Annotated in this window: 22 protein-coding genes and 1 pseudogene; 5 read left to right on the top strand and 18 right to left on the bottom strand. The window is 40.6% G+C overall.

Annotation, left to right across the window (positions count from 1 at the left end; all coding sequences use genetic code 11):
• Positions 1–61: 61 nt before the first annotated feature.
• From DFP82_RS08930 to rutA, 12 genes and pseudogenes are all read right to left on the bottom strand, one after another.
• Complete coding sequence (locus DFP82_RS08930; protein WP_181416285.1) at positions 62–982, bottom strand: LysR family transcriptional regulator; 921 nt, start codon at positions 980–982, stop codon at positions 62–64.
• Positions 983–1,400: 418 nt separating this feature from the next.
• Positions 1,401–3,017 carry an NAD(P)/FAD-dependent oxidoreductase gene (locus DFP82_RS08925; RefSeq protein ID WP_110923390.1) on the bottom strand — a complete coding sequence of 539 codons (1,617 nt, stop codon included), beginning with the start codon at positions 3,015–3,017 and terminating at the stop codon, positions 1,401–1,403.
• Positions 3,018–3,234: 217 nt separating this feature from the next.
• Positions 3,235–3,774, bottom strand: a complete 540-nt coding sequence (locus DFP82_RS08920; protein ID WP_220034733.1) for a phage antirepressor N-terminal domain-containing protein — start codon at positions 3,772–3,774, stop codon at positions 3,235–3,237.
• 544 nt (positions 3,775–4,318) lie between these two features.
• Positions 4,319–4,915: a malonic semialdehyde reductase gene (locus DFP82_RS08915; protein WP_110923389.1), complete on the bottom strand. Its 597-nt coding sequence runs from the start codon at positions 4,913–4,915 to the stop codon at positions 4,319–4,321.
• An 18-nt stretch (positions 4,916–4,933) separates the two neighbouring features.
• A complete protein-coding gene (gene rutD / locus DFP82_RS08910; protein WP_110923388.1) occupies positions 4,934–5,710 on the bottom strand; it encodes a pyrimidine utilization protein D in 777 nt (258 codons plus the stop codon).
• 185 nt (positions 5,711–5,895) lie between these two features.
• Positions 5,896–6,490: pseudogene (gene ribB / locus DFP82_RS08905) on the bottom strand (3,4-dihydroxy-2-butanone-4-phosphate synthase); the annotation flags it as partial.
• 109 nt (positions 6,491–6,599) lie between these two features.
• Positions 6,600–8,099, bottom strand: coding sequence for a CoA-acylating methylmalonate-semialdehyde dehydrogenase (locus DFP82_RS08900; protein WP_110923387.1), 1,500 nt, complete (start codon positions 8,097–8,099; stop codon positions 6,600–6,602).
• Positions 8,100–8,139: 40 nt separating this feature from the next.
• Positions 8,140–9,498, bottom strand: a complete 1,359-nt coding sequence (locus tag DFP82_RS08895; RefSeq protein WP_110923386.1) for a solute carrier family 23 protein — start codon at positions 9,496–9,498, stop codon at positions 8,140–8,142.
• Between the two features lie 33 nt (positions 9,499–9,531).
• On the bottom strand, positions 9,532–10,068 hold the full coding sequence (rutF, locus tag DFP82_RS08890; protein ID WP_227680962.1) for an NADH-dependent FMN reductase RutF: 537 nt from the start codon (positions 10,066–10,068) through the stop codon (positions 9,532–9,534).
• Between the two features lie 179 nt (positions 10,069–10,247).
• Positions 10,248–10,631 (bottom strand): pyrimidine utilization protein C, encoded by a 384-nt coding sequence (gene rutC, locus DFP82_RS08885; RefSeq protein WP_110923384.1) that lies wholly within the window; start codon positions 10,629–10,631, stop codon positions 10,248–10,250.
• Positions 10,632–10,706: 75 nt separating this feature from the next.
• Complete coding sequence (rutB, locus tag DFP82_RS08880; protein ID WP_110923383.1) at positions 10,707–11,426, bottom strand: pyrimidine utilization protein B; 720 nt, start codon at positions 11,424–11,426, stop codon at positions 10,707–10,709.
• A 14-nt stretch (positions 11,427–11,440) separates the two neighbouring features.
• Positions 11,441–12,544 (bottom strand): pyrimidine utilization protein A, encoded by a 1,104-nt coding sequence (gene rutA, locus DFP82_RS08875; protein ID WP_110923382.1) that lies wholly within the window; start codon positions 12,542–12,544, stop codon positions 11,441–11,443.
• Between the two features lie 558 nt (positions 12,545–13,102).
• Here rutA and DFP82_RS08865 point away from each other — a divergent pair.
• Complete coding sequence (locus DFP82_RS08865; RefSeq protein ID WP_245905691.1) at positions 13,103–13,708, top strand: TetR family transcriptional regulator C-terminal domain-containing protein; 606 nt, start codon at positions 13,103–13,105, stop codon at positions 13,706–13,708.
• 165 nt (positions 13,709–13,873) lie between these two features.
• On the opposite strand, the gene DFP82_RS08860 is transcribed toward DFP82_RS08865, so the two are convergent.
• Entirely contained in the window at positions 13,874–14,767 is an 894-nt protein-coding gene (locus DFP82_RS08860; protein WP_110923380.1) for a LysR family transcriptional regulator, read from the bottom strand.
• A gap of 147 nt (positions 14,768–14,914) precedes the next feature.
• On the opposite strand from DFP82_RS08860, the gene DFP82_RS08855 reads away from it, so the two are divergent.
• From DFP82_RS08855 to DFP82_RS08845, 3 genes are all read left to right on the top strand, one after another.
• Positions 14,915–15,790 carry an MBL fold metallo-hydrolase gene (locus tag DFP82_RS08855; RefSeq protein WP_110923379.1) on the top strand — a complete coding sequence of 292 codons (876 nt, stop codon included), beginning with the start codon at positions 14,915–14,917 and terminating at the stop codon, positions 15,788–15,790.
• Between the two features lie 138 nt (positions 15,791–15,928).
• Complete coding sequence (locus DFP82_RS08850) at positions 15,929–16,543, top strand: GNAT family N-acetyltransferase (RefSeq protein WP_181416284.1); 615 nt, start codon at positions 15,929–15,931, stop codon at positions 16,541–16,543.
• 625 nt (positions 16,544–17,168) lie between these two features.
• Complete coding sequence (locus tag DFP82_RS08845) at positions 17,169–18,065, top strand: 3-hydroxyacyl-CoA dehydrogenase (RefSeq protein ID WP_110923377.1); 897 nt, start codon at positions 17,169–17,171, stop codon at positions 18,063–18,065.
• Positions 18,066–18,297: 232 nt separating this feature from the next.
• Here the strand turns inward: DFP82_RS08845 and DFP82_RS08840 are convergent, their stop codons facing one another.
• Together DFP82_RS08840 and DFP82_RS08835 are read right to left on the bottom strand one after the other, a co-directional pair.
• The gene (locus DFP82_RS08840) at positions 18,298–18,519 is read right to left on the bottom strand and encodes a putative antibiotic biosynthesis monooxygenase (RefSeq protein WP_110923376.1); all 222 of its coding nucleotides are present in this window, start codon (positions 18,517–18,519) and stop codon (positions 18,298–18,300) included.
• Positions 18,520–18,736: 217 nt separating this feature from the next.
• Positions 18,737–19,873 carry an alkene reductase gene (locus tag DFP82_RS08835; RefSeq protein WP_110923526.1) on the bottom strand — a complete coding sequence of 379 codons (1,137 nt, stop codon included), beginning with the start codon at positions 19,871–19,873 and terminating at the stop codon, positions 18,737–18,739.
• 188 nt (positions 19,874–20,061) lie between these two features.
• Here DFP82_RS08835 and DFP82_RS08830 point away from each other — a divergent pair, with 188 nt between their 5' ends.
• Positions 20,062–20,937 (top strand): LysR family transcriptional regulator, encoded by an 876-nt coding sequence (locus tag DFP82_RS08830; RefSeq protein WP_245905690.1) that lies wholly within the window; start codon positions 20,062–20,064, stop codon positions 20,935–20,937.
• Positions 20,938–21,184: 247 nt separating this feature from the next.
• Here DFP82_RS08830 and DFP82_RS08825 read toward each other — a convergent pair whose 3' ends face one another.
• From DFP82_RS08825 to DFP82_RS08810, 3 genes are all read right to left on the bottom strand, one after another.
• The gene (locus DFP82_RS08825; RefSeq protein ID WP_110923374.1) at positions 21,185–21,490 is read right to left on the bottom strand and encodes a putative quinol monooxygenase; all 306 of its coding nucleotides are present in this window, start codon (positions 21,488–21,490) and stop codon (positions 21,185–21,187) included.
• Between the two features lie 388 nt (positions 21,491–21,878).
• Entirely contained in the window at positions 21,879–22,904 is a 1,026-nt protein-coding gene (locus DFP82_RS08820) for a LysR family transcriptional regulator (RefSeq protein WP_146221332.1), read from the bottom strand.
• Between the two features lie 666 nt (positions 22,905–23,570).
• On the bottom strand, positions 23,571–25,226 hold the full coding sequence (locus DFP82_RS08810; RefSeq protein ID WP_110923371.1) for a thiamine pyrophosphate-dependent enzyme: 1,656 nt from the start codon (positions 25,224–25,226) through the stop codon (positions 23,571–23,573).
• Positions 25,227–25,270 lie beyond the last annotated feature (44 nt).

Genomic DNA, 25,270 nt, shown 5'->3' with positions numbered 1-25,270 from the left:
TCTAGTAAACGGTAAAACAATAAAAATACTGTTTATATCGGCAAGCTAGCACAGAAGTAGGCTATGATAAATTGCTGGAAAAACCATCCAATGTTATTGCCTCCCCTTGAGATTCTGATACGTCTTCTAATAGCCAATCGCGAAATATCTTAGCTGCATCAGATAACTCTCTTGACTTCCTATAAACCAGAAAGTCAGCCATGTTTGGTGCATAAAATGCATCACTGACACGTTTCAATTCATGTCTATCCAGCATTTGTTCTGTCATGAACTCCCATCCAAGCCCAATACCCATGCCTTGCCTAGAGGCTTCTAAAGCAAGGGTTACCTGATTGAAAAGCTGCGCATTACTAGGAATCTTAAATTCGATTCCGAAACTGGCAAACCAATCAATCCAGGTGGGCCACTTCCAATCCGAAGGATCGAGGTGAATCAATTTTTGGTCCAGAATCTCCTCGGGAGTCAATAGTTTATCTATAGGGTATTCGTATTGGCATATCGGATAGATCCTTTCAAAAAATAGAAGATGACTATGAAAATCAGCTTTCCAATCATCAGTGCCATTTAGAATTCCCAGATCAAATTGGGCGCAGGTAGCTTCGGTGATGGCATTAGATGCATAAATATTGATAGCAATATCGGGATGCTTTAGATTAAAGCGAGTTATTCTAGGGAATAACCAGTAGTGAGACACTGCCTGAGTACAAGTGATAGTAACCGTATTGGTATCAGCATATCTTTTTATCCTATTAATGCTTTCATACATTTGATGCAGAACACTTTTCGTTTCATTGTAAAACTCCTCCCCAGCTTCAGTCAGGATCAACTGTCTTGGTTCCCTAGCAAATAATTCAAAGCCTAAACTCTCTTCTAAAAGTCCAATCTTTTTACTAACCGCGCTCTGCGTAACACAGAGCTCTTTAGCGGCTTTAGTAAAACTCCCCAACCTAGCTGAAGCTTCAAAAAAGACTAAAGAACTCATAAATGGAAGAGATTTCCTCATACAGCACTCCAGTACCTATGACTATTATTTTCTTTTTCGATCTTAACTCAATTTTAATAATTAGGAAACTAACGCCATTCCAATTTGGAATCAATTTGTGCCATTAATCCTCTGTACTGCCTATGTTTTTTAAGTTGTGAATAATAAATATGTTGTAACAACTCTAAAAAAACATTTTAAAAATTTTTAATATCTAATCAATTTATTAGTTTTTTAACCTATGCTGTCAAACCTGTAAAAATTCATTTGGTAGATTTTAGTTATGCAGCCTAATGCTGAAAACACAAAAAAGCCTTTCAAGCTTTATACTTCATAGCTTGAAAGGCTTTTTCGATCGCATATTTTTATCTAGGTAAGCGTTTTAATATTAGGATTTGCTTACCGTTTAGAGCCGCTCTCACTCTATGTTCAACATTGATTTCGCCACGGCTTCGGCCACTTTGATGCCATCGATCCCTGCTGATAGTATGCCACCTGCGTAACCAGCGCCTTCGCCTGCAGGGAATAATCCTTTGGTGTTAATGCTTTGAAATTCTTTATTGCGTTTAATGCTGATTGGTGACGATGTTCTGGTTTCTACACCAGTCAATAAACCATCATCAGATGAAAATCCTTTGATTTTTTTATTAAACGCTGGAATGGCTTCACGTATGGCATCCACGGCAAAGTCTGGCAGTGCTTTGCTTAAATCGGTTAAGGTAATGCCCGGTGTGTAAGACGGTTTTACATCGCCTAATGCTGAGTCTGGTTTACCTTTTAAGAAATCACCAATGGTTTGCGCTGGGGCACTGTAGTCTTTGCCGCCCAATTCAAACGCTAAGGTTTCTAGCTGTCTTTGTAAGTCGATACCAGCAAGGGGGTGGTTTGGGTAATCTCGCTCTGGGTCGATACCTACAACAATAGCACTGTTGGCGTTACGCTCGTTTCTTGAATATTGGCTCATGCCGTTAGTGACAACACGGCCTTCTTCTGATGCGGCGGCAACCACGGTTCCACCTGGACACATACAGAAGCTATAAACAGACCGACCATTTTTACAATGATGAACCAGTTTGTAATCCGCAGCGCCAAGTATCTCGTTTCCAGCATTGTCACCAAAGCGTGCTTGGTCTATGGTTGACTGTTTATGTTCAATCCTAAAACCAATAGAGAAAGGTTTTGCTTCAACATACACGCCTTTATCATGGATCATTTGGAAGGTATCACGGGCGCTATGACCAACAGCAAGTACAACATGGTTAGTTTTTAACGTTTCGCCAGTATTAAGTGTCACGCCAGTTACTTTTGAGTCAGTGATGTGTAAGTCGTCTACGCGAGTAGCAAAACGGACTTCCCCACCAAGCGCTATGATCTCGGCACGCATTTTTTCTACCATAGTGACTAACTTATAAGTACCTATGTGCGGTTTACTAACAAATAAAATCTCATCTGGTGCGCCGGCTTTTACAAATTCTGTCATGACTTTACGGCCATAATGATTGGGATCTTTCACTTGGCTATATAATTTACCGTCGGAAAAGGTACCCGCTCCGCCTTCACCGAATTGTACGTTTGATTCTGTGTTTAATTTACGCTGACGCCAAAAGCCAAAGGTGTCTTTGGTACGTTGTCTGACTTCATTACCACGTTCAATGATAATAGGTTTAAAACCCATTTGAGCAAGGGTAAGTGCTGCTAATAAACCACAAGGTCCAAAACCAATAACAACAGGACGCTCAGTTAAATCCTCTGGCGCTTCGCCTACATATTTATAACTAGTGTCTGGCGTTGCTTTAACATGGTTGTCTGACTCAAATTGAACCAGCAAATCATTGGTTAAATCTGGGTCAGTAAGTGTAATGTCTAGCGTATAAATTAATTGGATATTTCTTTTATTACGAGCATCATAACCACGTTTAAACATCACAAATGACGCCATTTGCTCAGCAGAAATTTTAAGTTTTGTCGTTATAGCAGTCGTTAGATCTTCAGGTGCATGATTTAATGGCAATTTAATTTCAGTTAAACGTATCATTGGTTACTCATAAACTCGTGTAGAAAACAGTCTCGCATTTTACTGGTACTGATACAAATAAGCGAATAAATATTTTACTTACGCAGGGTAAATTTTCGGATTTAAAGGCAGGGATCATAAAGATGTTGGTTGGTTAATTCGCACATAGCATCCCTGCTAAATCGTAGATGTAAAATAGGCCATTGCGGAGATTCACGTAACGGGCAAATTCTAGGTATTAAAAAACCGCCTTAGTGGCGGTCTTAAAGTTTGTTAATTCAGGCTGTATCAATGTTTGTAAGTAAAGTATGGTTCGCTGATTGGTCTGTTTCTCCTGCTTTCGACTGCTTAACCCTTTGCCATGGAATGAGCCTTTAGCCTGTGAAATATTTTCTTGTATAAACACATTATTAAGCGCTTCTTGTATTCTTTGGTGTTTGCCAGCCCAATACTGCCAAAGCACATCATCACACTCATTTTGATAGCGTATAATTTTATCTTCAACCTCATTCTTAGCTTTGTTTGGGCTAATAGTCATAAGCCAACCGGACAGTTTCCGTAATGGCAGGCAGATCATTTCACGTGATTTACCGTCTTCTGCGACTGTGGTCAAAATGGTGACAGTTGATTCAAACCGTGCTTTAACCTTTCTATTTTGATCTTTCCAGTCTAACCCCATGTTCTCCACAATAGGTTTAATTGGCACATACGGCTCACCGTTGTGGTTGATAACGACTAATTCATCATCATAAAAGCTAACATTAATTGGATAAGTCATAAATTTCTACTCTCATAGTTTCTACCTTGAAATAGGAAAGGCTGGTCACCAAGGTAGAAGACATGGCCAACCGCTAAGACGCAAAAAGCCCACGCTATTTCTAACGTGGGCTAAATAAATAAGGTGCTATCAACTTATGTCATCATCACATGCAAGTCAGATAATCATTGATAACTTATCGTATGTTGCAGTCGTCATCTGCTAACTGGTTCCCATTGACATGTGCTGATTGTGACTAAATCTATCAAGCATAAAAAAAGCCCTACAAATTAATGTAAGGCTTTGAATCTTGTTGAGTGTCTACGTACTAATCGACATTCTCACATAAATGTAGCAGTTGGTTTTTAAAAAGTCAACTATATAAAAGCATAATCAGTTAGACAAGACTTATATCTTTATTTTCTTAAGTCCTGAATCTCTTAAGAATAAATCGATAGCTGTATTATATATGGTGGCCGCCATCTCCTTGTCACTCATCCACGTATCATCAATTCAGTCTATTACTCCTAAAACAAGATATTTCAGTGGACAAATAATTGGTTTCTTATAAGATCTGACAGGCTTCATCAAAGTCTAATCTTGGCAGACGGCTATATAATTGATCGGGTTCGCCATACCCTATATTAATCAGTAGGTTTGAGGTCCATTTGCTACCTTCAAGAAAGGTTTTATCTACCAGTTCATTATTAAATCCAGACATAGGGCCCGTGTCTAAACCCAAGGCTCTACAAGCCAAAATTAGATAAGCCGCTTGCATAGAACTGTTTCTAAACGCCGTCTCTTGTATGAGTTCAGGGCTAGAATTAAACCATGATCTGGCATCCGTATGTGGAAATAATTTGGGAAGTTGCTCATAAAATTCATTATCATGAGCGACAATCACGGTGATAGGTGCTGTCATTGTTTTTTCGATATTACCTGATGACAGTGCTGGCTCTAAGCGCGCTTTAGCGTCATCAGATCTGAGAAATACAAACCGTGCAGGTGAACAGTTGGCCGAGGTAGGTGCCATTTTAACTAAGTGATAGATCTCTTCAAGTAGTGTATCTGGCACCTCTTTTTTTTGCCAAGCGTTAAAGGATCTGGCCTTACCAAACAGCTGAGCAAGACCTTCTGAGGATAACGATAGGGAATCAGTCATAGTACGTCCTAATTGATATTAAATTTTAGATAAGAATTTAAGGATTTTGCTGTTGGTTGAGCAGGTCTCAGTGATTGTACTGGCATGTCCACCCGTCACCATTAATTCAAACTGGGCATTTTGCATATTATTGGCCAAAGCCAAACCACGTTGCCATGGCACCAAAACATCGTCAAGATTGCTTAAAACTAGCGTTTTATTTTTAATATGCTTAGCGTTTATCAGAGGCTGATAAGACTGCAAAGCCTTTAATCTTGTTAAGACGTTCTGGACTGGCGGGAAACTGGCAATGGCTTTATCTTCTTTTTGTGTGAGTGCGTTTATGTTGTCTGATATCCATATAGGGGGATATAGAAATATTGCTTGGGCTCGGACAAATGCCTCGATCCCTGTATTCTCTATCAAACTCTGACGCGCGCTAAAGCACTTGATAGTGTGAGGGTCTAAGCTTTCCCAACCATTTAAGATAACCAATTTATCTAATAATTCTGGCGCTTTATGAGCAACCTCAATACCAATAAACCCACCAAGCGCGTGACCAACAAAATGACAGTTGGACAATCCTTCTTGTTTTAATATTTCAATCAGTTGCTCTGCCAAATCCTGCATAGAATAATCATCGGGTAAGAGCTCGCTATCAGGCAGAACCCCTTCTTGTTCATAGCAAATCACATTATAATGCTCTGTAAAACACTCAATTTGAGGCAACCAAAAACTAGCATGCCCGCCTAAGCCTGAACTAAATACGATCGTTTTTGAGGTGTCGTTCTTACAAGGATATTTTTTAATTAACATATGTACCTGCCCAATTTCAGTAAAATTTAACTTGCGGTAAAAGTCTCTAATGGTTCATAACATTTCAAAATTAAGTCAAATGCACTAAATCAATTCAACGGTACGCTCATCGCTGTCATAGTAATCATACGTTAGCGTTTCTTCAAAATTATTAGCTGTATTTTTAGTACCCTCTTGATGCTCAATATATTTAATCAGCTCATCGATAGTACCTATCTTTAAGTTGTGAGTATCGGCAAATTTAACTAAGTCGTTCCTACGAGCCATTTCACCATCTGCATTAATTATCTCTACAATGGCCGCCGCAGGCTCCAAACCAGCCAATCTGGCTAAGTCGCAACCAGCCTCAGTATGTCCTGCCCGCTCTAAAACACCGCCTTCTTTTGCCATTAGTGGGAAAATATGTCCTGGTGTCACTACGTCCTCAGAGGTAACGTCTTGAGACACAGCGGTTCTGATAGTCTGAGCTCTGTCTGCCGTTGATATTCCAGTACTTACCCCTTTTGCTGCATCAATAGAAACGGTGAAATTTGTACTATAAGGTGCTTTGTTGTCTTTACACATCAAAGGTAAGTTCAATTTTTTGCAACGTTCGGAAGTTAATGTTAAACAAACCAAACCTCTTGCATGTGTAATCATGAAGTTAATATCTTCAGGCTTGGCTAGAGAGGCGGCCATGACCAAGTCACCTTCATTTTCTCTATCCTCATCATCCATGAGTATGACCATTTTGCCTGCTTTAATATCTTCAATGATTTCCGGTATTGTATTGATATTCATAAAATCCACCATTTGCATTTATATTTGCTTTTGTATGTTGTTATGTAGAGCCTATTGTCAATTAATCACACGCTCTACATAACGTCCTACGTTTGATACGGCCGTATAGCTACTTCATAGAAATAGTAGTATTTACGCCTTCACTAGCATCTTCATCAAACCAACGTGATATCACGGTTTTCGTCTGTGTATAAAACTGCACCGCTTGCTTACCATAAGGACCTAAGTCACCGAGCTTACTGGCTCTAGATCCTGTAAACGAAAACATCGGTAGCGGTACTGGAATTGGTAAATTAATACCGACTTGTCCAACATCGATATCTTGTTGGAACTTATGTGCATGGGCGCCAGACTGGGTAAAAATTGCAGTGCCATTACCATTTGGATTGGTATTGATAATCTCAATGGCTTCCTCAAGCGTGTCCGCATACATAATGCATAAGACAGGACCAAAAATCTCTTCGGTATAGCAGCTCATATCAGCGGTTACATGATCTAAGATGGTTGGACCAACAAAGTTACCCTCTTCATAACCTGCTACCTGACAACCACGGCCATCTAGTTTTAGATGCGCCCCTTCATCGATACCCGCTTGGATTAAACGCTCGACACGGGCTTTGGCTTGCTTAGATATTAGCGGACCTAAGTCTTTGTCATCCTTGCCAGCAGACACTACTAGCTGTGCTGATTTTTCTACAATATCATCAACCCACTGTTTAGATTCGCCAACTAATACGACAACAGACAGTGCCATGCATCGCTGACCTGCTGCACCAAATGCCGCCCCTGCTAATTGATTCAGACTTTGTTCTTTATTGGCATCAGGCATGATAACGGCATGGTTTTTCGCACCCATCATACATTGCACACGTTTGCCATCCTGACCTGCACGGTCATAGACATGCTTACCCACTGCTGTTGAACCTACAAAAGATATCGCTTTTATGTCAGGGTGATCGCACAGTGCATCCACCGTATCTTTACCACCATGAACCACATTTAATACCCCTTTTGGTATACCGGCCTCAAGTGCTAGCTCGACCAATCGCATGGTAACGATTGGATTTTGTTCAGAAGGTTTTAGGATGAACGTGTTGCCTGTAGCGATGGCCATTGGAAACATCCACAGGGGTATCATGGCAGGAAAGTTAAAGGGGGTAATACCTGCACAGACACCTATTGGCTGCTGAACGGTATACATATCGACACTACTGGCGACATTTTCAATGTAGCCACCTTGTTGCAAGTTGCCGATACCTGATGCGTGTTCTACGACCTCAAGACCTCTAAACACATCACCTCTAGCGTCTGCCAGTGTTTTGCCTTGTTCTTCAGTCAGTAGCGCCGCCAGCTCATCCATATTTTCACGTATCAGTTGTTGATACTTTAAGAAAATACGGGCTCGTTTACTGATTGGTGTGACGCGCCAATTCTGAAAGGCCTCAGATGCCGTTTTGATAGCTTGCTCGATTTCCTCAGGTGTTGATTGTGGTACCTTGGCGATAACTTCTTGCGTGGCTGGATTGGTGATATCAATCCATTCTGTAGTAGTTGATTCGGTAAATTCGCCATTGATCAATTGTTGTACGCTGCGTGGTTCTGTATTCATGACACGATTCCTTAAGGTAATATCAAATAGGGTTTTAAATTTATGGGTTGAGTTTTAAGAGCGGCTCTGATGTAGCGATTTCTCTCTCAGTGGTCACGCTCACCTCTTTTTGTTTGTTTTTAAAATTAAACACGAGGTTCATAAGAATGGCTAAAAAAGTAGCGGTACCGATACCACCTAAATCAAAGCCCGCAATGTTTAGTGAATAGTTACCAGTACCTAAGATTACTGGGACGGCGGCGACCAACATATTGCCATTCTTACTGAAATCAATTTTTGCATTCATCCAAATACGCGCGCCAGCAATCGTGATTAAACCAAAGACAACGATTGAAGCACCTGTCAAAATGGCTACAGGAATGGTACTGATCAAGGTGCCAAATTTAGGGGATAAGCCCAATAGAATGGCGAAGACACCTGCTATGACAAAGACGACTGTAGAGTAAATTTTGGTCGCTGCCATGACGCCGATGTTTTCTGCATAAGTCGTCATACCAGTGCCGCCTACCGAAGCCGAAAGCGTGGTACAAAGGCCGTCAGCGAAGAATGCTCTACCCATATAAGGCGAGATGCTTTTGCCAGTCATGGCTTCTACTGCTTTGAAATGACCAAGGTTTTCAGCGATTAAGATGATAAAGACGGGTGCAATCACTAATATGGCACTGGTCTCAAAGACAGGAGAGTAAAGGGTTGGCATACCGAACCAAGCGGCATTCGCAATTGGAGAAAAATCAATAGGCTTGCCCATACCCATCACATTCGTTAATAGGAAATAAATAAAATACGCAGCGACCAGTCCTATTAATAATAACAAGCGTCTGACCATACCTTTGGTGAATACGGCGACTGAACAGATACACAACACGGTGACTAACGCCATCCAAGAATCAAAGCTACTGCCAATGACGCTTTGTATGGTGACAGGCGCTAGGTTCAACCCAATAATCATCACAATGGACCCAGTGACCACAGGTGGCATCAAGTTCTCGATCCACCCTGCACCTGTCTTCATCACCAGCAGACCCATCAGTGCGTATAAGACCCCGCAGACCAGTGTGCCTCCAAGCGCAATGCCAATATTTGGATTGATACCAGTACCGCTATAGCCTGTTACTGCTGCTACCGCCCCGATAAATGCAAAACTAGAGCCTAAATAGCTTGGTACGTGCCCGCCAGTAATGAGAAAGAAAAGTATCGTGCCTATACCAGTGATAAGCATCGTTAAGCTAGGATCGAATCCCATCAGTAATGGGGCTAAGATTGTCGCACCGAACATTGCGAATGAGTGCTGTGCGCCTAACACCACGCTCTTACCCATGGGTAGATACTCATTGATACCTACCGGCGTCGTTTCTAGGTTTCCAGTATATGGACGCCATTTAACAAACCATTTATCCATTTTCAATATCCTTAAAAAGTAGAGGGATGTTACTTAGTTCGTGCACTTACTTAATTGATGGTAGTCTCGATTGAAATAGATGAGACTGTCACAATCAGGCTTGTGTTTGATATCCAATACTTCACAAATAAGAATATCGTGAGTTCCCACCGAGCTAATGAGCTTAATCTTGCAATCAAAAGAAATACTGGCGTCTTCTAATACAGGCGATCCTGTCGACAGCGTAGACCAACTGCCTTGCTCAAACCTTTCTTCCAGAGATTTTTTACCCCCGAACACACCGCTTAGATCTTTGTGTTCAAGAGCAAGTGTGTTGACGCATAGCACCATGTTTTCTTTAAAAAAGTGGTAGACAGAAGCGCTTCTGTTTAAACACACCAATAGGGTTGGTGGTGAGTCAGTGACACTACACACAGCAGAGGCGGTAAATCCTGCCCGCCCTGCTGGACCCTCAGTGGTGATAATGTTGACGGCGGCAGCCAAATTACTCATCGCATCTCTAAAAGATTGCTGCATATCAGTTAAGTTTCCTGCCGTAGAGGTGAATGATTCTTTAGACTTATGTTTCATTAATGAGGATTGCGTTACTTGGCTTTCTTTAATTACTGTATTCATCTGTCATTTCCTTTTAAACAATATTCCGCCACATGTGTAGTTAACTAAAGCGCCCTACTACAGTCCAATGCTAGGGGGTTCAATGTCAGGTAACTTTAAATTCACTAACTGCAGTTATTTTTAAACAGGCTTTCTTATCCGATGTGCGCTATGGACGCTATTTCAACTAAAGCATCTGGTTTTACCAACCCGCATTGAATACAAAATCTCGCTGGCTTTTCATTGGGGAAAAATTCTGCATAGACTTGATTGACTGCGTCATAATCTGCCCAGTCTTTTACAAAGATTGAATTAAATGTCACATCATCCATATCGCCACCAGCGGTTTGAATCACGTTTTTGATCGTCGTTAACACATGGCGAGTTTGAGCAGCTGCATCGCCCACATGTACGACATCGTTGTTTTCATCGAAAGGCAAAGTACCGGAGACATAAACGATGTTGTCGGCCTTAGTCGCTGGTACATAAGGGGCTAATGGCTTGCTGGTACCTTCAGGTATAATCACTTGTTTAGACATATCTACATTCCTATTGCGGTTAGGTTAAGTATGAAGCGCTTGGTTTAGGTTGCTAAAAATTGGCTATTCAATACATTAGCTATTCGAAAAGCACTGCTGCATGCTGGCAACATCAGATACCCAACCAAAAAAGGTTTTTACGTTATATAGTGTGGCGTCGTGAGCCTCTACTGGTCCTGCCTGATAACAAGCGTCATCTAACAACACCCCAAAATACTCAAGGAAAAACCCATCTCGAAGCGTAGATTCAACACAAACATTGGTCGCGATACCAGTGAGCAATAGATTACGTATGCCCCGTGACCGTAATACGCTATCGAAATTGGTGTTAGCAAAGCCGCTATATCGAGGTTTGTCTATAACGATGTCTTGAGGCGCAGGGCTAAGCTCGTCGACTAACTCGTAATCCCAGCCACCTTTTGCTAATAACGTTCCTTCAATTTCAGGATTCTTACGCATGGTTTTTAAGGCGTTTGATTTGTGATAATTAGGCGACCCACTACCACCAGCTTCCACATATTTATTGTCCCAGCCATTTCTAAAATAGATGACTTGTATGCCAGCTTGGTGCGCAATATCCACGGCTTGCTTTATTTTATCGATGACGGGTTTGGTCGCTGTGACATCAAACCCGGCCAAATCTAGATACCCGCCTTGGCTAGCATAAGCGTTTTGCATATCTACTACGATCAATGCCGTCTGGGAGGGATCTAACTTGATAGGTTCAGGCAAAGACTCTAAAACAGGAGAGGATTCCTTGGTAAAGTCTGCACAAATTGTATTAACCGAATTCATATTCGCTCCTTTTATTAGGCTTCGCTGACAGCTTGGCTGGCAACTGGGGTATCAACGTTGATGCGGCTCTTCATAAGGGGCTGAATCTTACTGCCAAAATCTTCAACACCTTGCACGAAGTCATCAAAGGTCAATAGGACGCCATCCGTACCTTGTATTTCACCGACTTCATCTAACATACTGGCGACATTTTCAAAAGAGCCGACCAGCGTACCCATGTTGATATTGACTGGTGAAACGCTCGAGGCCATATGGCGAATATTGGTGTCCTTGCCTGATGTTTTGTCCTTACCGCCTTGTGACTGCAACCAATCAATGGCTTCAAAATCCGCGCCATCATTGTATGATTGCCATTTTGCTTGGGCTTTTTCATCGGTCTCATCTGCAATGACCATAAAGAGCACATAGGTCGGAACATTACGACCCGTCTTGTCCGTGTGTACCTTTAAGCGGTCATTGATACCAGCATAAGCGGTAGGTGTATTTAGACCCTTACCAAAGACAAAATTATAGTCAGCATGTTTTGCAGAAAACGCTAACCCTGTATCTGATTGACCCGCACAGATAATCTTCATATCAGCTTTTGGAATGGGCTTCACTTGACAGTCATCCATCTGGAAGAACTCACCCTTCAAATCAGATTGGCCTGTCGCCCACAGATCTCTTAAAATTTGGACATATTCAGATAGGTAGTCATAACGCTTACCAAAATAATCATCGCCTGGCCACATGCCCATTTGGCCATATTCTGCTTCTTGCCAGCCAGTCACGACATTTAATCCAAAACGTCCGTTTGAGATGCTATCAAGCGTCGATGCCATTCTTGCTACAATTGCAGGTGGCATGACTAACGTCGCTGATGTGGCATAGATTTTTATTTTGGATGTGACCGCAGCCAATCCCGCCATTAAGGTGAAGCTTTCAAGGTTATAATCCCAAAACTCCGTCTCCCCGCCAAAGCCGCGTAGCTTAATCATTGAAAGCGCAAAATCGAAGCCATAGTGCTCAGCACGTTGCACAATTTGCTTATTAAGCTCAAATGTTGGCTTGTACTGCGGCGCGTTTTTTGAAATTAACCAGCCGTTGTTGCCAATCGGACAAAAAATACCTATTTCCATGATTTCACCTATACGTTTGAGGAAGAAAAGAGCGATAAAAGAAATAAAGATTATTTCATGTTTTTTATAAAGCAAAACTTATGCCATAGAAACTTATCGTTATTTATCAAGTACTTAGTATTTTTATACCCACAATTTTTTAAACCATATGGTCTAAAAATATGCAGAACAATGGTGCGAGGTGTTATAAAATGGTGCACAAATATAGAAATGCTTAAAAAGCGCATTTTGTTGGCAATTTGGATGAGAATGGCTCTAAATGAGTGATAAAAAGAAGGCTGACTGAAACTAGGCTGGCTTTAGATTGCTGAGCTTGAATGACATTAGGCTGTTGAGACTGGATGACGCGATATCGCTACCATCAGCGAACTTATAAATCGATACGGTGTTAAACGCTATCGACATAGTTGGCATGTTTGCTTGGGTTAATTAGTGGCTTATGTACTTGGTTGCTCTGATCGTTTTTTAAATTGAATCAACTGTCATTTAACATTAGATTTATATGACTTTATAGTGAGGGACAACATAGTGAGAGAGTACGTGCTAAAGGAAGAGACCGTGACGAGTTCAAAAATATTAAAAAAGAAAGAACATATTATTAATGCTGCATTGATCGTATTTTCCCAAGAGGGATTAAATGGGGCGCGAATGGAAAAAATCGCTGAAGAGGCTGATATATCTAAATCAAATATATTTTACTACTTCGACAGTAAAGAGGTTCTATATGTTGCCGTTTTAGAAAGAGTGCTTAGTAAGTGGTTATCCCCTTTAAATGAGATGAATATCAACCAAGATCCAAGAAAGGCGCTTATAACCTACATTGAAGAAAAATATAAAGTTTCAAGAAAATCGCCTGCAGCGTCAAGACTATATGCATTAGAAATCATGCAAGGCGCCCCTCACCTGATGGCCGTATTAAAAGGACCTTTAAAATCCTTGGTTCGAGAAAAGGTGGCAGTGATTGACGAATGGATTGCAGATAACAAGATTAAGTCCGTTTCTGCCATCCATTTAATTTTTCATATTTGGGCAGTAACTCAGCACTATTCTGATTTTTCTACACAAACGGAAGCGGTTTGTAATCATAGTTTAAAAAATAAGAAATTCGCTAATAGTGCGTTAGACACTAGCATTCAACTTCTAGTAGATAGCTTGATTGTATAATTTGATATTAGTTTGTAACTACCACCTAAAAAAATCAAGCTCACAATAGAACTCTTTATAAGGTATGGATAAGGGGTTCTAAGGAATTAAGTGCTAATTTAAACGTTTTTAGGTGATGTTGCTAATATTGAGTTTTATAAATAGTCCATATTCATCCATTGCTTGCTACCAGTAAGGCGAATGCTTTATTTCTTCAGCGAGAAAATCAATAAACTTTCTTTGTAGTGGTGTCACCTGTTTTCGATTGGCATAAACCACATAAACACCCAAAGTTTTGGGTTTCCATTCAGGCAATAACTCAATGAGTTGTCCAGATGCAATCAAAGATTTGACTGCGCCAGATGGCTGTAAGCTGATCCCATGTCCACGCAATGTGGCAGAGAGCAAGACTTCAGAGATATTGGCGCTGATATTGCCAGAGATAGGAACAGACTCTGGACCATTTGGCCCATCAAACACCCATGCAGATCGTCCAAAATAAGCAAACGATAGGCAGTTATGATGAATAAGAGACTGTACATCCTTAGGCTTTCCACGCTTTTTTAGATATTTAGGTGCGGCGCACACAATGGATTGACACTCCCCAATACGTCTAGCCACGACATTTGGTTCCAAATCATTGGTAATACGAATCGCCAAGTCAATACGGGCATCAATTAAGTTGACAGAATCATCAGTGGTAAGAATATCAATCGCTGTTTGCGGCCAGTGAGATACGAAGCGACCAACCACATCCATCAAAAGGCTATCAATCAGCGAAAGGCTAGCAGTGATTCGCAACTGACCTTTTAGCTCCAAAGTATTTTGATTGCGTATCTGATCCAACGAGTCAGTCAATCCAAGCAACTGATAGGCCACCTCAAGGGTCTGCTCACCAGGGGCAGTCAGGCTCAGACTTCTAGTCGTGCGATGTAATAAGCGTATATCCATCCAGCTCTCAAGCTCTGTCAGATAGCGCGTTACCTTAGCTCTAGACATATCTAAATTGTCCGCAGCACGGCTCAAGCTACCTTGTTCGACGATAGTAACAAACACTTGCAAAGCGGTCAGCCTATCCATTCATCCATCCTTATTTGCGCGAAAACTGAAACAGTAAACACCGGATTATAGCGTATTTAAACGAAATACAATCGAATAGAATAGCCACTAACAACGAATACCGCCATTAACGCGGTCTATTTACTCAAACAAAAATACAGGTGGATTATGAAAAAATTAATAACAGCTTCTATGGCGGCCAGTTTTCTACTGCTTGCAAGCCAGGCAAACGCAGCCGATCTACAACTACAAGCATATAAACCTGATAAAAATGCTATTTTTCCAGTGACCTCTGTACTGGCAAGTGGCGAGAAAGATGCTATCTTGTTCGATGCACAGTTTAGTGTCAAAGACGGTGAAGCATTGGTTGATATGATTAAAAAAAGCAATAAAGACCTTAAAATGATCTATATCACGGCAGGCGATCCAGATTACTATTTCGGTCTTCAGCCTTTAGTCAAAGCCTTCCCTAATGTGAAGGTTATGTCTAGCCCTTCTATTGTTGAACACATTGAGGCGACTAAAGATGCAAAATTAGAGCATTGGGGTCCAATCCTTGGTAAACATGCACCTACCAAAATTACAGTACCTCAAACACTTAATCAATCTACACTGACCTTAGAAGGCCATAAAATTGAAATCAAAGCGTTCGGAACCCCTCAAGCATACATGTGGGTACCAGAGTCAAAAACTGTGTTCGGCGGTGTGTCGGTAACATCAGGCATGCATGTGTGGACTGCTGATACCCAAACTAAAGAAGCTCGTAGCGCTTGGATGCAATCATTAGAACAAATGAAGCAATTAAAGCCAAATGTTGTGATACCAGGTCACTATTCAGGCAACCTACTCAAAAAAGACTACGCTGTTGATTTTACCCTCAGCTATCTAAAAACTTTTGAACAAGCACTGGGCGAGGCAAAAAATCAAGACTCCAAGCAATCAGAGGAAGTTATTTCCATCATGAAATCGGCTTATCCAGCGTTGCCCGGAGGAAGTGATTTAGAGTTGAGTAGTCAAGTCAATACAGGTGAAATAGAGTGGTAAATATAGGAAAACTATTAAGTAAAAAATACTAACATCTGGCTATGTCTATTAGCCAGATGTTAGTGTCAAGGTGCTGCCGTATGAATGCTTTGTCAAGAAGCATACGCCAGTACTTTTAATGATAAAAGAGAGCAACTTATGACAATACAATATCGTCGTGCTACGCCTGAAGACTTTTCAGCCATTGTCGACCTTTTTGTCGTCAATATGAATTTGAGTGTATTTACTAGCGCCACAGATAAGCGGGTTCTAAAGCAACTGGCTACCCTATTTCTAGCTAAAGACTGTCATCATGCTACTTTTATACAAGTTGCAGAATATGGTGACATTATTTGCGGTGTGGTGATAGGGGTCACTAAACAAGATCCACATAAAGCTTTGTCATTCGATGAAAAGCCCATTATTGATCAGATAGAAAAAAAGCTGAGTCTGTCTGAGCAAGGACAACAAGTATTGAAAGAGTTACGGGAACCAGAAACAGCGGACACGAAATGGAAAAATAACAATTTTGATAGCGAGCTGCAGTTCTTCTGTGTGGACCCAAACTATCGTCGCCACCGTATTGGAGCGACATTGATTCAAGCATTTGAGACTTATCTCATCGCACAGGGCGCAGACACGTATGCATTACATACAGACACCTTATGTACTTATCAGTACTACGACAACAATGGCTATCAACGTGTTAATCAGTATCCCAACGACCTAAACCCGCAGATAATGCACTATACCTATGTCAAATCTTTATCTTAACGAGTTTGTAAAAAATACAAATGGTTTTGATTGCTGTCAAGATTACTTCAGTTCTTAGTTAATTGAAAAATGATATAAAGTCTGTCACCAATCCTGTCAAAGAAAACATCGGAATCAACAACGAGCTACCAGCTGAGCTATGCTGAAAAAACTGTAGAACCAAACTTGGTAAACTAACGACTCATTATTGATTACTTATCATTACCTAGTAGCAAGTAACACTACCACGTACTTCCATCTCCACATTGTCTTGATAGAAAACCACTAATATATAACTCACTACCCATACCTATACTTTCCTTTCTGTCACAATCTCATCGACAATATTTTGACATCAACAGTCATTAAAAATGTCATTATGATATCAAAACAGCTTTCAATCATCGTACAATAATCAGGTGTAAACCTATAAGCACTAACAGCAAGCTATTGAATAGCTTAACAAAATAATAAGTCAAGTGGTGTAAACTTATCTGATACTTGCATAGCGATATTTTTGGGTTCTCTTTAATGTTTTTATAAAAATGAAGGTTGAATAATGAGGTAAAACAATCTAATAATAGATCTATAAGTTCTAGACATTTATCTAGCGACTTATACCCACTACTTTTAGGAAATGAATACAATGACGTATAAAAATGTAACTGTCGCTGGAAGCGGCATCCTAGGCTATCAAATTGCTTTTCAAGCCGCATTTCATGGCTTTAATGTCAGTGTCTATGACATCAATGATGAGGTTTTAGAAAAAGCAAAGGCAAAATTTCAATTGATGTGCAAGGCTTTTCGAAAGGACTTAAGGGCAACTCAAGAGCAACTGGATAAGGCTTTTGACAATCTGAGCTACACCTCAGACTTAGCAGAAGCAGTTAAAGATGCTGACCTAATGATTGAGGCCATACCCGAAATTCCTGACATTAAAATCGAATTTTATGAAAAGCTTGCCAAACTAGCGCCAGAGAAAACCATCTTCGCCACCAATACTTCAACCTTACTCCCTAGCCAGTTTGCGGAATCAACGGGACGACCTGCACAGTTTTTAGCGCTCCATTTTGCCAATAAGATTTGGATGCATAATGTCGCTGAAATCATGGGACATCCTGGGACAGATCCTAAGGTATTTGATGAGGTTGTTGCTTTTGCTACTGCCATCGGTATGGTGGCAATGCCGCTGCACAAAGAACAACCTGGCTACATAATGAATAGTTTATTGGCGCCCTTTATAGATGCAGGTCTACAATTACTAGCCAAAGAGGTTGCAGACCCGCATACAATAGATAAGACATGGATGATAGTGACTGGTGCGCCTGTAGGACCATTTGGCATCTTGGATACTATCGGTATAAACACGGCCTACAACATCACTAAGCTAGCCGCTGAAACGACTCAAAATCCTGCAAGATTAAAGGCCGCTAAATACCTAAAAGAGCAGATGATTGATCAAAATAAAATGGGTGCGGCAACTGGCGAAGGATTTTATACTTATCCTAATCCTGCCTTTATGCAACCTGATTTTTTAAAATAATACATAGCGCTTTGTTTATTAGAATTTATTATAGTCAATTCTATATAAAAGAATGACAGCGTTATTTATAAAACTAAAAAGACCCTCAAGCGATTGAAGGTCTTTTTTAATGTGCGGAAGAGCAACCCTACTATCAGATTTGTATAACCAAGCTTTGGAATTCGTTAAAGGTTCGTTAGGAATCAGCTTGGTAAACACAAGTATTGCGGTAAATGCGCTATGCAAAGAACGGTTATTTCTCTCTTCTTAGCATATCAATCAGCTTACCTGCTAGTGGGAAGGAAACTAGCTGTGTCAGCGGAACAAGTATGATAGCTTCAATTAATACCACTACTGGTAGGCTTAAGCCTTGAGTCACAGGCTTCAATAACGTCAATACGATCAAGAGCGTTGGATAAAGTCCGACATACCCTACCAATATGCGTATCAGTCTGTCTTTGGAATTCTGATTCATGGCATGATACCGATTGATGATTAAGCCTCTGCTTATATAAAAGCATTAAGTTTATAAATAGAGATAAGGCCATTGATGGCCTTATCTCAGTCACTGTTTAAATGCTTCGCTATTATTAAGATAGTTGATTCAGTTTAAAAGAGAGTCAAGGCAACCGAGTGCAGATGTAACTGTGGTACTTCAAGCGAAGTTAACGCTGTCACTCTTTTATCGAGGATTAACGATAGTAAGGATAATCACTATAGCCAACATCAGTACCACCATACATAGTGGCAGGGTCTGCCTCATTCAATGGCCAGTTATTAGCAATACGCTCGGGTAAATCTGGATTAGCGATAAAAGGACGACCAAACGCGAATAAATCACCGTAGCCTTTTTCTAAAATGTTCACGGCTTTTTGTACCGTGTACTTGCCAGCATAAATAATACGTCCTGAAAATTCTTCCCTCACCGCTTGATAAAAAGTGTCTGGTAAATCAGGCGCATTATCCCAATCAGCTTCAGCAATCGACAAGTAAGCAATGCCAGCTTGCTCAAGGACTTTAATCGCCTCAATATACGTATGATGAGGGTCTGACTCTACCAAGCCTAAATACACGCGCGTCTCATCCGTACTCTCAAACAAAGGCGCAAAACGCACGCCCAAACGATCAGCGCCAACCACATCACTGACAGCGGCTACTATCTCTTTTAAGAAGCGCAAACGATTGGGCAACGACCCACCATATTGGTCATCACGTGTGTTGCTATGTTCAGAAATAAACTGATTGACCAAATACCCATTGGCACAATGCAGTTCTACCCCATCAAAACCCGCTTCCAATGCATTGCGCGCAGCGGCCGCATACATATTTACCAGCTCACCCACTTCATCGATACTGAGTGCACGCGGGGCGCTTGGATCGGCCAAAGCACCTTCGCCTGGACCTGTTTCAATAAATACTTTGACGTTATCAGCAGTAATATCAGACGGCCCTACAGGCTGAGCACCGTTAGGTTGCAAGCTGGTGTGCGACACACGGCCCACGTGCCAAAGCTGAGCAAAAATAATACCGCCTTTGTCATGCACTGCCTGCGTGACTTTTTTCCAACCTTCAACTTGGGCTGGTGAATGGATACCCGGTGTCCACGCATAACCTTGACCTCTTGGCTCAATTTGCGTGCCCTCAGTCACCATAAATCCAGCTGACGCGCGCTGTGCATAGTATTCTGCCATTAAGTCATTAGGAATATTGCCAGGTTGCGTGCTACGAGAGCGTGTCAATGGTGGCATCACGATACGGTTTTTGAGCGTGTAAGGCCCAAGTTCTACAGAAGAAAATAATGTATTTGTGTTGAGAATGGCTTGTGTCATAGAGGTCTCTTTTAAAGCAGCTGATGGCTTATTATTGAATGTATTTAGCCTGTTTTGATGCTTAATATAGTCAATCAATCTAATGATTGGGTAAGCAATGTTAGTCAGCATAGCGTTTTGAGGGTACAATTAGAAACAACCACTTATTGTTTAAGATACAACTATTAATGGTATGCATGATGAATGGTATGAATCGGCTCGATATTAAGCAGCTTAGAGTACTACAGGCGCTGCTTGATCTAAAAAACTTGTCACAAGTTGCACGCAAAATGGGACTGACCCAACAAGCCATCAGTGAGCAGCTGCGTAAGTTACGTGAGGTGTTTGATGATCGCTTGTTTATTCGTCAAGGGAATAGCATGGTGGCAACGCCAAAGGCGCTATCGATGCAGCAACCTCTTGACCATATCTTAAAAGAGTTGGAAGATTTGTTAGAGCCAGAGGTCTTTATGCCGCAAACCTACAAGGGCATCTTTACGATTAGTGCGACCGACTATGCGACGCAGGCATTGTTACCGCAATTGTTTAGTATAACGCGACGCGACGCGCCAGATCTGAAGCTGATCGTCCGTGACTTTGCCTCAGACAATATCAATCAGCTGATTGCAGCAGGCGAGCTTGATTTACTAATTACCTTCCCCGAGTTCATCCCAGATAACTTATCGTATGTGACTTTATTTGAAGAACAGCATTTATGCATCACAGGTTGTGAAAATGATTTTGTAACAGAGGTATTAACACTGGCGCAAGTGGCCGCACACGCGCAGCTGGTCGTATCACCCTCACGTGCTAATTTACGCGGCTCTCATGATCAATGGTTTGCAGAAAAAGGTCTAAAACGCAATATTGTGATGTCGGTGCCTAGCTTTTCGGCCGTACCAGATATTTTGCACACGACCGACATGATTGCGTTTTATCCTTCGCGGCTATTGCCGAACAGCAAAGTCAAAGAGCTTGAGGTCGAAGCATTACCGCCCACTTTTAAAGTCATCGCGGCATGGCATCCACGTACTAGCGACAGTGGTATACATCGTTGGTTAATCGAGCAGTTAAGAAACCTATAATAAGTGATGTTAGTTATGACCAATTTTGACCTGTGCTCTTTTAACTTTTGTTAATTTATACCTGTTGTGTGGTGTAGGAGCCAGAGAAATCTTATTCAACCATATTTTGCTAACTCTGACTGAGCGGCTACCTTTTCTACATTAGATGTAATAGCTAATGACAACAACCTTCTCTAAAACTAAAAAAGCCTTTCAAGCCGTACAAATCATAGCTTAAAAGACTTTTTCAGTCTGAGCGTTTTAAAACTTACGAGATAATAGTCATTTCATTTATAACAAACTCATCGATCATCCCGTCCGTCACTGTTACATAGTTTTGAAAATGCGGGCTTTCTACATGCTGCTGCAACTGCTCATCGTCTTCCCAAATCTCATAAACGATAAAGCCATTACTATTTGCATTGTCTTGATGTAGGTCATATTGGATACAACCTTGATCAGTTTGTGAGGCTGCAGTTAGCTTGAGAAGCTCTAATTTTACTTGCTCGACATGCTCAGGCTTAGCTTTAATAGTGGCAACGATGGTGAGTGGTTTATTAGCTTGTGTGTTCATAAGTTTTTCCTATTTTTAAGTATTATAATTATTTCAAATAAATCTAAGCAGCTTTAACGTATCCGCGCAAAACATTAAATCAGACTTGTAAATTTAAGCGATTATTTGACGCTTTATACAGGCTGGACTTCTAATAATTTTTTGCCATTTGCTTGACGATTTTCCAATGTATGTCGCGTAATATATAAATGCTCGGCTGTTAGAGTATCAAGAAAGTGAATGTTGATATGTTATATAATTTATAAGATAAATCACATAACGTTGTCTCAAGATTGAGAGTATCAATGATATAGGAGCATGCTCGAAACAACTCTAATTTTACTTATACTTTTCATACATGTTGCTGCAAAAATCAGTGTTTGGATACGATCCTAAAATTGGAAGTTCATTAAAAAGAGATATCAAAGTCGATAATTTCTTCAATAAATTTTGATTCAATGGCTGATAAGTTTCGGTGTTTGTGCCAAAAAATATATACAGGTATATCAGCAATCCCATCTTTCGGGGGCAAGCGTCTAAGTTTAGATGCTAGATGAGTAGCAGCAACAAACTTATCTGGCAAAGCACCTATGCCATATCCAGTATAAATCAGTCGAACTAGCTCATCTAAATTATTTGTGTAGGCACTAACGTGACCAGTAAAATCATGGGCTTCTTTAAATAAAGCTATTGGTGAAAGAACATCACCAATAGCTTCACTATTAAATGCAATAAAATTTTCTTCTAATATATTACTAATACTCAATTCTTTTACGGAGAACAAAGGATGGTGATATCCACAATATAGGTAATAACGTTGATTGAAGAGTATCTTTTGATTGAGAGTATCAGATGTATGCTTTGCTAAACAAATACCAATGGCAGGATTTTTTTGCTTTAAATCATTTAAAATATCCATACTTGATTTGACCGTCAAATCTAACGTAATATTCGGATACTTTTTTTTGAAATATACTAAAAAATTATTATATTTAGGATTATGAAGTCGACTAACGACTAATAGTTTAATATTACCTTCTAGAAGATGTAAATTACTACCTTTCATCGCTTCAATAGAAGTAATCTCTGTGAATATTGTTTGAGCAACTTGAAGACAATAGCGACCAATTGGTGTGAGTTCTAGCGGCTTGGTATTACGAATAACAAGCTGGTTTTCGAGTTGCTCTTCAAGCTTTTTGAGATTTTGGCTAACCGCAGACTGGGTTATATTTAGACGATCAGCTGCCGCACTAATACTCCCCTCTTCACATATAGCAATTAATACGTGAAGTAATGTCCAATTTAAATTATCTGCTAATTTCCGTTGTATCATGGTAATTTCAGCACTTATATTCTGAATATATTGATAATTAATCAATATGAAAGGTCTGCCAAAGGTATGAAAGGTCTGCCAAAGGTATGAAAGGTCTGCCAAAGGTATGAAAGGCTTAGTCTTCGCGATACGTATTCAGCCTCTGAGTTCTCAGCTCACCTTTCATTATTGTCCTCAGTCCATAATACAATATAGCTAAAGATCATGGGGCAGTATAAATACTTATTCATTGTATAACTTGTCATAACACCCCTTTATCATGACAAGCTACTTAATACTGAAATTGTTAGCTCATCAGGGCCTGTAATCATATGCAGCAACAAGACCTGATGGTAAATATAACTCATCGCGCCACTTCTGGTACTCAGCGGGCTTGGAAAAGTATGCATAGGTAGATAACGCTGTGCCCATAGACAATGATTGCCAGTCTCGAAACTGTATATAGCATCGGTAGGTAACTGCTCAGTTAACGTTTTGATAGCTTTGACATATACTGTCAACCCTGTAGACATTCACTTGGTAGATTTTAGTTGTACATATTTGACGACAGGGATCATCCTTAGGTACGCTTGGAATTACCGAACTTCTAAACTGATTTGTGATATACCGTAATGTGTTTCCAAGACCTTTTTTTAATAAAAAGAAGCCTAACACTTGATGTTAGGCTTCTTTTTGAAAATATTGAACAACTTTATCAGCTTGCCTTTATAAATTTAACAACTGGCAATGAACAATTATTTTGAAATAGTTATCCTATTAATAAAATTATTAAGGATTTAACTCAGCAGGATCAGTAATCACATGCATTACCACAGTTTTGCGATCTTTACTTACAACTCGCATAGCCTCTGCCACTTGTTCTTCGACTCGCTCATCACTATTTACTGTAATACCATGAGCACCAAAAGACTGCGCCATTAAAGCAAAGTCAGGGTTTTGAAGCTGTGTACCTGACACGCGATCCGGATAATGAGCCTCTTGATGCTGACGAATAGTACCAAATTGACCATTATCCATAACTATAATCAAAATAGGAGCCTTATAACGTACCGAAGTAGATAATTCTGCCTCGTTCATCATAAACTCACCATCACCAGTAACAACGACTGATAAACGCTCAGGGGACTCTAAGGCAGCAGCGATACCCGCTGGCACACTATATCCCATTGCCCCGTTCCTACTACTCAACTGACTTGGAAACACCTTCGTTGGTAGAAACTTCTGCGCCCACAAACAATGGTTGCCTGCACCGAAGCTATATATGGCATCTTCTGGAATAATTTTGACTAGCTCTTTCATAACCAAAGTCATACTGGCATACTTTTCATAACTATTAGAAGAAAGAGTGATTTCTGGGAAAGCGCTATCTTGACGCTGTTGTTTATGACAGTGGTTGAACCATGAAAGACGTGACTTAGCATCAAGTTCATCTAATTTATATTCAGTAATTGCCTTTATAAAACTAATAGGACTTGCGGCGATATGAGAAGTGGTGGCGCCGCTATGACCGCGTAAGCTGGTATCTAAATTGACAACATAATTGACTTGATCGAATGATTGACGCAAGGTGTAACCATCACTAGCCACATCGCCAAGCACAGTACCTATCGTCAACAACACATCCGCCGAATCTAGTAAGTCTGCACATCCATCTGCTCTGCCATATCCTAAGTAACCTGCGTGAGCGGGCGAATCAAATGGGATTCTGTCAGAGGCTCGCCAATCATGTATGATGGGAATATGATTATCTTCCGCAAACTTAGTTAATTTTTGGCATGTTTGAGCGTCCCAATTTTGACCACCAACAAACACTAAAGGTTTTTTAGCCATTGATAGTGCATCAATTATTGATTGCAGCTCTGATTGTGTAACTGCGCCTTGAGCGACAGGAATCACAGGGTGATTCTGATTTTCAAATGGCTGCTGAATAATATCTTCAGGCAATCCAACTACAACAGGTCCTGGTCGACCTTCTAAAGCCGCATGAAATGCTTTGGCAACGATTTCTGATGACCTAGAGACTTCATCAAGAATGAAGACTCGTTTACATTGACTACCGAACCACTGTATCGGATCAAACTCTTGGAATGACTCACGCTGCCTATCAGCAATCGGTATAAGGCCGACAAATAATATCAGCGGCACACCATCTTGCCAAGCCGTATGAATGCCAGTATAAGCTTGCGCAGCACCTGGACCACGGGTCACCATGGCAATACCAGGTTTACCCGTAAATTTACCATGTGCATCAGCCATATAAGTACACGCAGCTTCGTGACGACAAACAATAGTTTGAATATCAGAGTTATAAAGGCCATCAAGTACTGCTAAATAGCTCTCACCCGGTACTATAAACGCTCGATCTACTCCGTGTTGCTTAAGGCTATCTACAATGGCTTGACCGCCATGTTTTAAATCACTCATTTTTTATCCCTAAATTATTTTAGCCATAACGCCATTATGGAAAT

This window comes from Psychrobacter fozii (assembly GCF_003217155.1).
Taxonomy (GTDB): Bacteria; Pseudomonadota; Gammaproteobacteria; order Pseudomonadales; family Moraxellaceae; genus Psychrobacter; species Psychrobacter fozii.
The sequence above is the reverse complement of the archived record's forward strand: the minus strand, read 5'-3'. Positions and strand labels throughout refer to the sequence as shown.